At 64.2% G+C, this 10815-nt stretch carries 7 protein-coding genes and 2 pseudogenes; all 9 read right to left on the bottom strand.

Translation table 11 applies throughout. From position 1 onward, the window contains the following. Window positions 1-546: pseudogene (locus tag A2J02_RS21650) on the bottom strand (DNA-directed RNA polymerase subunit beta); the annotation flags it as partial. 503 nt (window positions 547-1049) lie between these two features. Beyond that, on the bottom strand, window positions 1050-3626 hold the full coding sequence (locus tag A2J02_RS21645; protein WP_068053363.1) for an aminotransferase class III-fold pyridoxal phosphate-dependent enzyme: 2577 nt from the start codon (window positions 3624-3626) through the stop codon (window positions 1050-1052). A gap of 214 nt (window positions 3627-3840) precedes the next feature. Further along, window positions 3841-4728, bottom strand: a complete 888-nt coding sequence (locus A2J02_RS21640; RefSeq protein WP_068053358.1) for a hypothetical protein — start codon at window positions 4726-4728, stop codon at window positions 3841-3843. 58 nt (window positions 4729-4786) lie between these two features. Next, window positions 4787-5479 (bottom strand): hypothetical protein, encoded by a 693-nt coding sequence (locus A2J02_RS21635; protein ID WP_094641129.1) that lies wholly within the window; start codon window positions 5477-5479, stop codon window positions 4787-4789. Window positions 5480-5563: 84 nt separating this feature from the next. Further along, window positions 5564-6811 (bottom strand): MCE family protein, encoded by a 1248-nt coding sequence (locus A2J02_RS21630; protein ID WP_068053356.1) that lies wholly within the window; start codon window positions 6809-6811, stop codon window positions 5564-5566. Further along, window positions 6808-8076, bottom strand: coding sequence for an MCE family protein (locus tag A2J02_RS21625; RefSeq protein ID WP_027498220.1), 1269 nt, complete (start codon window positions 8074-8076; stop codon window positions 6808-6810). Before A2J02_RS21625 ends, A2J02_RS21630 begins: the two co-directional genes overlap by 4 nt. A gap of 29 nt (window positions 8077-8105) precedes the next feature. Further along, window positions 8106-9389, bottom strand: coding sequence for an MCE family protein (locus A2J02_RS21620; protein ID WP_027498221.1), 1284 nt, complete (start codon window positions 9387-9389; stop codon window positions 8106-8108). After that, the gene (locus tag A2J02_RS21615; RefSeq protein ID WP_008713869.1) at window positions 9389-10387 is read right to left on the bottom strand and encodes an MCE family protein; all 999 of its coding nucleotides are present in this window, start codon (window positions 10385-10387) and stop codon (window positions 9389-9391) included. Before A2J02_RS21615 ends, A2J02_RS21620 begins: the two co-directional genes overlap by 1 nt. Beyond that, window positions 10384-10815, bottom strand: a pseudogene (locus A2J02_RS21610) (MCE family protein); the annotation flags it as partial. The pseudogene A2J02_RS21610 and the gene A2J02_RS21615, both read right to left, overlap by 4 nt.

Raw genomic sequence — 10815 nt, 5'->3', positions numbered from 1 at the left:
GGTGGTCTTGTCGATCGAGTGATCGAAGTAGACGCCCGGAGAACGCACCAGCTGCGAGACGACGACACGCTCGGTGCCGTTGATGATGAAGGTGCCCTTGTCGGTCATCATCGGGAAATCACCCATGAAGACCGTCTGGCTCTTGATCTCACCGGTGTTGTTGTTGATGAACTCGGCCGTGACGAACAGCGGAGCCGCGTACGTCATGTCCTTGTCCTTGCACTCATCGGTCGAGGCCTTGACCTCGTCGAATCGTGGGTCGGAGAAGGAGAGAGACATCGAGCCCGAGAAGTCCTCGATCGGAGAGAGCTCGGTCAGGATGTCCTCGAGTCCACCGGCGACACTGCTGTCTCCGCGGGCGGCGGCACGGTCACGCCAACTCTGCGCACCTACCAGCCATTCGAACGAATCCGTCTGTACATCGAGGAGACCGGGTACCTCCAACGGCTCGCGAATGTTCGCGAACGAAACCCTCCTCGGGGCTCCCGGTGTTCCGACAACTGCCTTGGTCTGGCTAGAGACTGCCAAGATGCGTCCTTCCAGCACCTCACGCGGGTCGCTCGTGCAGTGCGACCGCCGCTGTATCTGTTTGCTATATGTGGGGCGAATTTCGGCTGGTGCAACCAGACCGAATCCCCATCACAGCGGCCCGAAAACGTGCTTTCGGGTAACAGCGATCGAGAGGTGGACAGGAGGCAGCCAGCGCAACGTCCAAAGGTACCCCAAATGTGCGCACAGCGCAACGGGGGCATCAAAAGTAGCACCCGGGGTCCATTCACGCGCCGACTCGACGAAAGCGTGTCGCCTGCCGAACGCCCAGAACCACTGCGCTCATCAAACCACTGCGCTTCAGAAACCACTGGGGGTGCTCCTGACGACAAGAGTGAACCGTGCCGCCCCCTTCGTCAAGAGGTTCGGCCCGATCCGTTGTTCGTGATACCGCACTCGAACCAGTCGCGTCGATGGACCATTGCACCGCCGAGACGTATGCAAGGGTCCATCGACGCAGTCGGGGGGGCGGGAAACCGACGCGCCCCGCCCCCTGCCGTCTACCGGTCGCCCTCGCGCCACCGCGTGGCCTCGGCGAGCGCGAAACCGTGGACGTCCGCCAACTCACCCAACCGCTCCACGCTGTCGCCGTCGAGGGTGGTGCCGATACTGCGCAGTCCGAACTCACCCGACAACGCGATCAGCATCGTCTCGGCCATGCAGGCGTACGTCAGCCCCGGAGCCAACCCGTAGGTCAACCCGAAATCCGAGCCCGACGGCACCCGCACGATGCCGCCGTCGAACACCGTCACGTCGGGCCGCTCACTGCGCACGTCCCGGCCGATGTTCGGCGGCTGCGCAACATCGCAGACGATGGCACCCTCCATCAGATCCGTCGGATCGATCAGCGCATGCGGCGCCGACGTCGCAGCGATGACGATCAACGAATCCTGCACCGCAGCAACAGGATCGGTGAAGAACTCGACATGTCGCGACCTGATCAGATCGTCCAGATCACCGTCGACCGCGTGCGCGGCAGCGGCCAGATCTCCCGAACCCGCACCGGCCCGAGCGCTCGCCACCATCTCCTGCGCGGCCGCCCACAGCTTGGGCGCGATGACCGAACTCTCCCCCCGCCTACCGACCAGCACGATGCTGCCGACCTCACCGGCCAGCTGCATGCCGATGGTTCGCCCGATCGCGCCGGCGGCACCGAGAATCGTCACCCGAGCCCGCGCGACATCGATACCGCGTTCACGGCACACGCGTCGAACAGCCCGCAGACTCGCCGCAGCGGTGAACGTGTTGCCGGTGGTGATCGGTCGCGTCGTCGCGCCGAGGCTCAACCCGTTTCCGGTGATCACCGACGAATAACCGCCCAACCCGACCACCGTCGCACCGCGTGAGATCGCCAGTTCGACGGCACTGCCGACCACCCGCAGAGCTTGCTCGGTCGGCAGGTGCAGCAACTGCTCGGAGGTGTACGGCAGCCCGATCAGATCGCCGTGCGCCGTCGCCTCCTCACCCCCGACGACTCGGCCGCTGCCGATGACGAACGACGCAGGTTCGAGCTCGGACGTCGATGCCGCGAACCGCTCGAGCAGGTCCTGCCGCTCGCCGTGGTCGAACACCTCCAGCGCCGGATCGAACGCAGCGAAGAATCCGAGATCGAGAGGATGCGCGATGAACGCGAAGCGTCGATCGGCCGGTCGCACAGCGATATCGGGCGTCCGACCCGGGCGCAACGCCTCGAGCGCGGGCGGAGTGGCGACGGTCGGGCGGCCCAGCAGATGCCCGAACAATCCGTCCAGGTCCCCCACCGCCGCATAACCCAATGCCCGATCCAACGCCGCGACCAGCCGCGAGCACTGCACCGCCGACACCGTCAACGGTGGTTCGATCCGAATCACCCTGTTGCCGAACAGAGTCGGAGCCACACGTATCCCCTCGACATCGAGCAAGTACGAGCAGATCACCACGGCCAGATTGTGTTGATCGGCAATCGATCCCAGCAACGACTGTCGCCCGACGAAATTCACGTCCGCGGTGAGTTCCAGGCCCAGCAACAGTCCGCGACCGCGTACCTCGGTGACGACCGATGGATATTTCTCGGCCAGCACGCCGAGATCGTTCTTCAGCTGCCGCCCGAGAACGGCCACGTTCTGCACCAGAGCGCAGTCGTCTCGAGTCAACTCGTCGAGTACCGCGATACCGACCCGCGCGGCCAACGCGTTCCCCGCGAAGGTCGACGTGTGACGGAGCGCGAAACTTTCGTCCACCAACCTCGGCGCACACAACACCGCACCCACCGGCACGATCCCTCCCCCGAGCGCCTTGGCCACGGTGAGAATGTCCGGAACCACACCCTCGTGCTCGGCGGCGAACATCCTGCCGGTCCGGCCGAGCCCGGTCTGCACCTCGTCGAGAGCCATCAGCACCCCGTGCCGATCACAGATCTCCCGCACGCGACGCAGGTACCCGTCGGGTGGACACACCACCCCGCCCTCACCCTGAATCGGCTCCACCAGAAACACCGCATAGTGCCCGGGTGCCGCCGCCAGGGTCGCGTCGAGCGCGTCCGAATCACCGAACTCGATGTGATCGAATCCCTCGACCGGTGCACCGAAACCGCTCTGATACTTGATGTTTCCCGTCGCAGACAAAGCGCCCAGAGTCTTGCCGTGAAAACTGTTCCCGGTGGTCAGTACACCCAGCCGACCGGTGTGCGCTCGTGCGATCTTGAGCGCCACCTCGGTGGCCTCGGTACCACTGTTGACGAACGTCGTCCGCGTCAACCCGTCGGGTGCGATGCGCCCCAACCGATCTGCCAATTCACCCGCTGCCGTCAGCACCGACGGCTGCACGAAGATCGCCTCCCCGCTGCAGCGAACATCGTTGATCGCCTGCCAGATCGGAGTGGGGCCGTGGCCGAAGGGCAGCGCCCCATATGCGCCCGCGAAGTCCAGATAGCGACGACCCGCGGCGTCGAACAGAACCGTCCCGTCGCCCCGCACGTACTCGCGATCCAAGTTCAGCGCAGACAACAGCCGATACAGTTCGGGATTGACGTGCTCGGCAAAGCCCGAACGACCGGACCTGGATTCCAGCACGGAATAATCGATGGTTGTGTCAGTCATGACCAGCATGCTCCGTTTTCATCGGATCCACCCCTGGCTGTCGAGCGTCTATTGGTTGTCTCGAACAACCAGGGCTCGTCCCAAGCCAGGACGCAATCGCGATGGTAACTCGGTGGCCAGCCGGTGACAGACCGCCGAAAAGCGCACGAAAAAGCCCCGTCCGAGCAGGAATTCTGCGTCGAACGGGGCCGGATCGAGTGCTGTTGTGGCGCGCCTACTGATCGTCGATTGCCGACAGCTTCCAGGTGCCGTCGACCTTCTCCATGTTCACCGTCAACGGGCCCTCGGCACTACCCGATGCGACACCGTTCTGCGTGGCACTGATGTTCACGTTGGCGATCAGTTCCGCCATGCCGTCCTCCAGCCGCGAGACGCCGATATCGGTGACCATGGCTTCGGTTCCCGTATCCGTCTGCACCACAGCCGATTTGGTGGTTTCCGCGGTGGAGTTGAACTCGTCGAGCATCGACTGATTGAGCACCGCACGAGCGGCATCGAAATCGGCGTCGATCGTGGCGGCCTTGTACGTGTACAGGGTTTGCAGCGCGTCGGTCGCGGCCGAGGTGACTTCCTGCGTCGCCGCGGAATCCACCCAGGCTGCGTTGTCGATCGTGGCGAACGGCTTGAACGCGGCGACGGCAGCGAACGCACCGAGCACAACGGCGATGACCGCAACGACGATGACGTGCTTGTAGCCGATCCCCGACGCCGACCCGGCGGCAGAGTCGGTCGACGCGGAATCGGCTGCGGGCTCAGCGGTCACAGACTTGCCGGTTGCTGCCTTGTCGAGCACAGGCTTATCGGCAGCGGGCTTGTCGGTTGCCGACTTGTCGAGCACAGGCTTGTGGGCAGCGGGCTTGTCGGTTTCCGACTTCTCGACAGCTGGCTCGTCGAGTGCGGGCTTGTCGGCTGCGGGCTTGTCCGATACGGGCTCGGTCGGCGGTGTCGTGGTGATCGCCGAAGTCTCGGTCGCAGCAGACGCCTCGGCACCGGTCGAGTCCGTGGCGGAGTTGGCAGCAGTCGGCTTCCCGGTCCCGGCCACCTTCCGGCGAACTTTGCTGGTGGTGGTGGGTGGAACGATCTTGCGACGCTGGGGAGGCACTACAGAACTCCTTCGAAACTCACTTCGGTACAGACGGAAAACACCAATGCCGGGTCTCTCAGTTGCCGCCGGCGTCGGGCTGGGGAGCCGGCGTCGCTTCCGCACTGGGATCGGCCGCATTCGGATCGACCGCATTCGGGTCGGCGGGGCCGCCCGGTTCGGTCGGAACAACGGGATTGGTGTTCGGGTTGTCGAGCGAGATCCGTGAACCGATGGGGTCGACCTTGTTGGTCTTCCACACCCCGTCGACCTCTTCCATGGCCAGACGCATCGTCAGCTTGCTGCGCTCGACGCGATCGGGCCAGGTGGTCGTCGTCGCAATGACGACAAGGGCGGTGGCGGTGTTCTCGTCCGTGCTCAGCTCGGTGAGCGTGCCGTGCAACACCTCGGCCTCGCTCTTGGCACCGGACTGGCGAACCTGATCGGTGATGCCCGAGCGAGTCTGCTCGAGGTCGTTGAGCATCAGGTCGCCGGTGATCGACGACTTCATGTTGTCGAACGACTGATCGATGGCTGCTGCGTCGACCGTGTTCAGGTTGACGGCGGCCTGCTGAGCTCCGGTCAGCGCCGCGTCCCTGGTGTCCGCGGTGGGCTTTTGGCTCAGTAACGCATTGCCCCAGCCGTAACCGAAGAACACTGCCGCCGCGAGAGCGGCAACGGCGATCACCGTGACGACGGCCAACAGGATTTTCGCGGTCTTGGTGCGCCCTGGAGTCGCTGGGGACTCCAGGGCTTCGGTGCTCGAGTTCACACTTTCCACCCTACTACTCGGTAATATCCGGCCGAACCACTCTCGGCCCGACGATAGTGCTGAGCAGCAGTTCCACCGATTTCACTACTTCGGCGTGACGCCGATCAGCGGTGCCAACTGGGTGGCAATGGGGTTGAGGTTCAGCTTCTCGGGATCGACCTTGGGCTTGAGGTCCCACGGCTGCGGCACGTCCGGATCGGCGAACACGATTCGGTTCGCGCTACGAACACCGGTGACGCTGCCCTGCGGCGTAGCGCAGTTCGCATCGAGGTTCAGCGGGTAGTTCTCCCGCGTCTCGTCGAAGTTCGGATTCTTCCGCTTCTCCTCGTCCAGGATCGCCTGGCTGCCCTCGTAGCCGACGGTGCACGGCGGCGGGTTGTTGGTTTCGAGCAACAGACCCTGATGGATCGTGCCGTCGTCCGGGACGATCGTCGAGATACCGGCACCGAGTGCAGGCAGGAACGTCAGGAACGGACGAAGCGCAACGTACCGAGGTTCGGCCTGAGCAGCAACCAGGGCCAGGTTGTTGATATCGGTCGTCAGAGCAGGACCCGCATCGGTGATGAGGCCACCGAGCTGGTCGCCCGCCGCAGTACCGGTATCGATCAGGCGACGGATGTCCGGATCGCTCGACTTCAGCTGAGCCGTCACCTCGTCCAGGCTGGTACTGAACTGTCGAATCAGGTCCGACTGCTCGGACTGCGTGTTCAGCACCGGCACCGCATCGCGAACCAACGCGAGCGTCTGCGGCAGGGCCTCGTTTCCAGCCTCGGAGATGTTCCCGAGCGAATCGACGAGAGAAGCGAGATCGTTGCCCTTACCGTCGAATGCGACGCCGAGCTCGTTGACGACTCGCGTCAACGTCTCCAGCGGTACCGACCGAACCAGCGTGTTCGTGTTGGCGAGAACCTCTTCCACCGGCACCGGCGTGGTGGTGTCGGCCTGCGCAATCTGTGACCCTTCGACCAGGAACGGGCCCTGATCGGTCTCGGGCTGCAGGTCGACGTACTGCTCACCGATTGCCGATCGGTTGGCCACGACGGCCTTGGTGTCGGCAGGGATGTCGGGGCCACCGTTGTCGAGCATGAGCGCGACTCGGATGCCGTCCTCGGTCAGTTCCAGATCTCCGACGGTTCCCACCGGGACACCTCGGTAGGTGACCTCGGCGTTGGAGAAGATGCCACCGGAATCGGCGAGGTTCAGATCGACCTGGTACTGCCCGAAGCCGAGCATGTTGTCAAGTCGCACGTACTTGGCACCGACATAGACCGACCCCAGTACGGAGACCACGACGAAGAGGACCAATTGAATGCGAACCAGTCTCGATCTCACTGTCCAACTCCGAATCGCTCGAGCAGATCGTTCAACGGTGCGAACGGATCGGCCGGTGCGGGCGCGGCGGCCGCCGCTGCCTGCTCGTTCGCAGGTGCACCCGGACCGGGAACCGGTGACGGGATGATCGGCGGCAACGGCAGCAGCGAGATCGTCGGCCAACCCGGGCGCGGTCCGTTGCCGTTGTAGTACGGATTCGACGGGTCGACGACGGGCAGCGTGTTGCCGTACTTGGGCTGGATGTAGACCGGATCGCCCTCCCCGACGCCGAAGTTGCGCAACGCAGTTCCGATCGACAGGTCGAGCGAAAGGAACAGGTTCGCCGAGTTGCCCTCGATGATTTTCTCGGTGCCGTCCGCGAACGGCAGGGTGGGGATCACCGCGAGCGAGCTCACCACGTCGTCCGCCGAATCGGCCAGGGCCTGGAGCGTGGGGCGTAGTGCCCGCAGGTCCGCGATGAGATCGTCCTTGGAACGGTCGATCACGTCGGTGCCGACGGCTCCGAGACGGTCGAGCGCTCCGAGCATCTCGGTCAGCTGCGGGCGCTGCTGCTCGAGAACCTCGGTGGCGATCGGCAAATCCTTCAGCACTGCGTCGATCTTGTCGGTCTGCGTGTTGACGCGGCCGCTGAGAGTGTCCAGCCCGTCGATGGCGCGGGTGATGTCGTCACGCTGCTGGTTGAGGCCGTCGATGAGGGTGTTCGCTTGCTGCAGAAGCTCTTTGGTTCTGCCTTCGCGACCGTCGAACGCCGTGCTCAGTTCCTTGACGATCGGCGAGAGCTGCCCGACACCGCCGCCGTTGAGCAGCAGCGAGAGCGCACCGAGTACCTGTTCGATATCGGTGGCATGGCGGGTGCGATCGAGCGGGATCGTGGCCCCGTCCTGCAGACGCGCTGCTTCCTCGTCGCCAGGAGGTGCCGAGAGCTGCACGAACTTCTCGCCCAACAGGTTGGTCTGTTGCACCGATGCGATCGCGTTGGCCGGAAGGTCGACGTCGGAATTCAAGATGACGTTGACGTCGGCGGTCCAGCCGTCGTTCGGGACCGTTATCGAGTCGACGCGGCCGACCGAGACGCCGTCGACCTTCACGGTCGACTGCGGGACGAGGTCCAGTACGTCGTCGAACTGCACCGTCAGGTTCAACGGGTTCTCACCGACGTCGGCACCGCCGGGCAGCGGTATCGCGTAGATGCCGGCCGACGAGCATGCTCCGGCCGACAGCGCCACCACGCACGCACCGGCTCCGACCACCAAAGAACGCTTCACTCGAGCTCGATTCCGATTCACAGAGGCTCTCACTGTCCCCCACCTCCGATGTACGACTGCTCCAGTCCGGGCATCGAGCTGTTTCCGAGCCTGGGCGAGACGACGCCAGGCACGGTGCCCGGCACGGACACGTTCTGCTCGATGTCGTTGGTGAGAACGCCGAACGGCAGCACGATCCGGTTCTGGTCTTTGATCGGGGCCTGGATCATCGTGGTGATGTTGGAGCACTGATCGATGATCGGCTGAATCTGCGCACCGAGTGCTTCGAAGCGCGGATCACCGGGAACCAGCTTTCCGAGATCGATGAGCTGACACAGGGTGCCGAGCGGATCCTGGGTCTCGTTCTGGAGATTGGCGCGCGTGGCGAGCGTTCCCGACTCGGCGTCGTAGGCGTTTACCAGGTTGCTGATGGCCAGCGGCAGCAACGTGAGCGTTTGCACCAGCTGCTCGCGGTTGTCGGCGAGTGTCTGCGTCGGAACCGTGAGACCGTTCGCGGCATCGGTCAGTTGGGTCCGGTTGTCCGCGACGAACGTCGCCACGTCGCCGAGCGAGACCGACAGCTGTTGGAGTGCAGCTCCGAGGTCCTCTCGCTGCCCCGACAGGAAACCGGTCAGGTCGGCCAACTGGGTGTTGAAGTTGCGTACCTGCTGATCGTTGACGGCCAAGGCGCTGACGAACGTCTGCAGGTTCTTGATCGTGTCGAACACGTCGGTGCGCGAGTCACTCAACGTTCGACCGGCGGCCGAGAGCTGGGTGATGCTGTTGCCCAACGCTTCACCGTTGCCGTCGAGGTTGGCTGCACCGGTGTTGACCAGATCTGTGAGAGCGCCGTCCTTGTTCGCGCCGTCCGGACCGAGGGCGGTGGACAGGTCGTCGATGGACTTGTACAGCTCGTCGACCTCGACGGGTGTTGCGGTTCGATCGCGACCGATCGTCGCGCCGTCGGCCATGGTGTCGCCGCCGGTGTAGGCGGGTGAAACCTGGACGTAGCGGTCGGCGACGAGCGACGGGGTGACCTGCACGGCCTTTGCGTCCACAGGAATGTCGACCCCACGGTCGACGCGGAGGACGACCTCCACGTCTTCGCCTTGCGGCGTCACGGAGTCGACCGTACCGACCTTGACGCCAAGCACGCGCACCTCCGAGCCGGAATAGATGCCGATCGACTTGTCGAAGTAGGCGGTGATCTTGGTCGTTCCGGCCCTGGTGAACAGCCACCAGCCGGCGACCGCGAGGACGAGCGCCACGGTCACGACGACGGCGATCAGCGCGAGCTTGTTCTTGCTTCTCGGTGCTGTCTGCGTGTCTGTCATCAGTTCCCCGCCAACGTATCGAGCGAGGGCTGGCGGTAACCAGGTATCAACGGAACTCCGGGCGGTGTGAGGTTTGCCAGCGTGATGTCTATCCACCGGCCGTTGCCGGTCAGATTCGTGTACAGCCGAATGAACGGTTCGTACAGCTTCAGCGCACGGTCGAGGTTGTCGTTGTTGCGCTGCAGGATCTCGATGGTGCCGTTGAGCTGCTGCAACATCGGGTTGATGGTGGCCTCGTTGTCGCGAACCAGGCCGGTCAGCTCTTGCGACACTCGCTGAGTGCCGGTGAGCAGCTGCGAGATGGCCTGCTGCCGATTGTTGAGCTCTTCGAGAAGCGGGCCCGCGTCGGTGATCAGTTGGTTGAACTGCTCGTTGCGGTCGGCCAGCACCTTCGAGGTCTCGCCGGTGGCCTCGAACAGCTTCTTCAGTTCCTCGTCACGGCTGGCCACGGTCTGCGATAACCGAGTCACACCGTCGAGCGAGGCACGGATGTTCGCAGGCGTCTCGGAGAACGCCTCGGACAGGGTCCGCATGCTCGTCGCCAGCTGATCGGTGTCGATGTCGCTGATGGTCGAGGCCGCAGCGGAGAACGCGTCGATCACGTCGTACGGGGACGTGGTGCGCTCGAGCGGAATCGGGTCCTTGGGGCTCAACGTCTCCGGACCGCTCGGGTCGAGCGCCAGATATTTCTGCCCCAGCACAGTCTTGATGGCGATGGCCGCTCGCGACTCGTTGCCGACCCAGGCGTCCTTGACCGTGAAGTCCACGAGCACCCGGTCGCCGTCGAGACGCACATCGGTGACCTTGCCGACCTTCACGCCCGCGATACGGACCTCGTTGGGCGGCTTGAGCCCTGCTGCCTCGCTGAACTCGGCGGTGTACACCGAACCCGCACCGATGATCGGGAGCCGGTCGAGAAAGAAGACCGACATCGTGGCGAGCAGGATGATTGCGATACCTAGCGCACCGATGGTGGCCGGACTACGACGAGATTTCATTGCTTGATCCCCCCAGCTTTGCAACGCGCTGCGGAGTTCGTGTACAGCGGCTGGTTGACGGTCGGCAGCCCGGTCGGCAGATTCAGATTCGGCGAACTACCCGGTCCGGCGACGATGTCGATACCGCACAGATAGAAGGTGAACCAGGATCCCTGCTGGGCCGTGCGAATGAGCTTCTCGAGTTTGACGGGCAGAATTCCGAGGACCGTGTCCACGTCGTCGCTTCGTCGGTTGACTGTCTCGGCCAACGTGTTCAACGCAGTCACCGAACCCTGGATCGACGGCCTGGTCGGCTCGAGCAGGTCGGCGGTCGCGTTGGTCAGGCCGGCGAGCGACGTCACGGCGGAGCCGACGACACCACGGTCGGCCGACAGGCCCGAGACGAGCTGCTGCGTGTTGACGATCAGGCTGTCGAGCTGCCCGTCGTT

Source organism: Rhodococcus sp. EPR-147 (assembly GCF_001647185.1).
In the GTDB taxonomy this organism is placed as follows: domain Bacteria; phylum Actinomycetota; class Actinomycetes; order Mycobacteriales; family Mycobacteriaceae; genus Rhodococcoides.
Note: the sequence above shows the minus strand (reverse complement) of the source record. Positions and strands in the feature narration are given on the sequence as shown.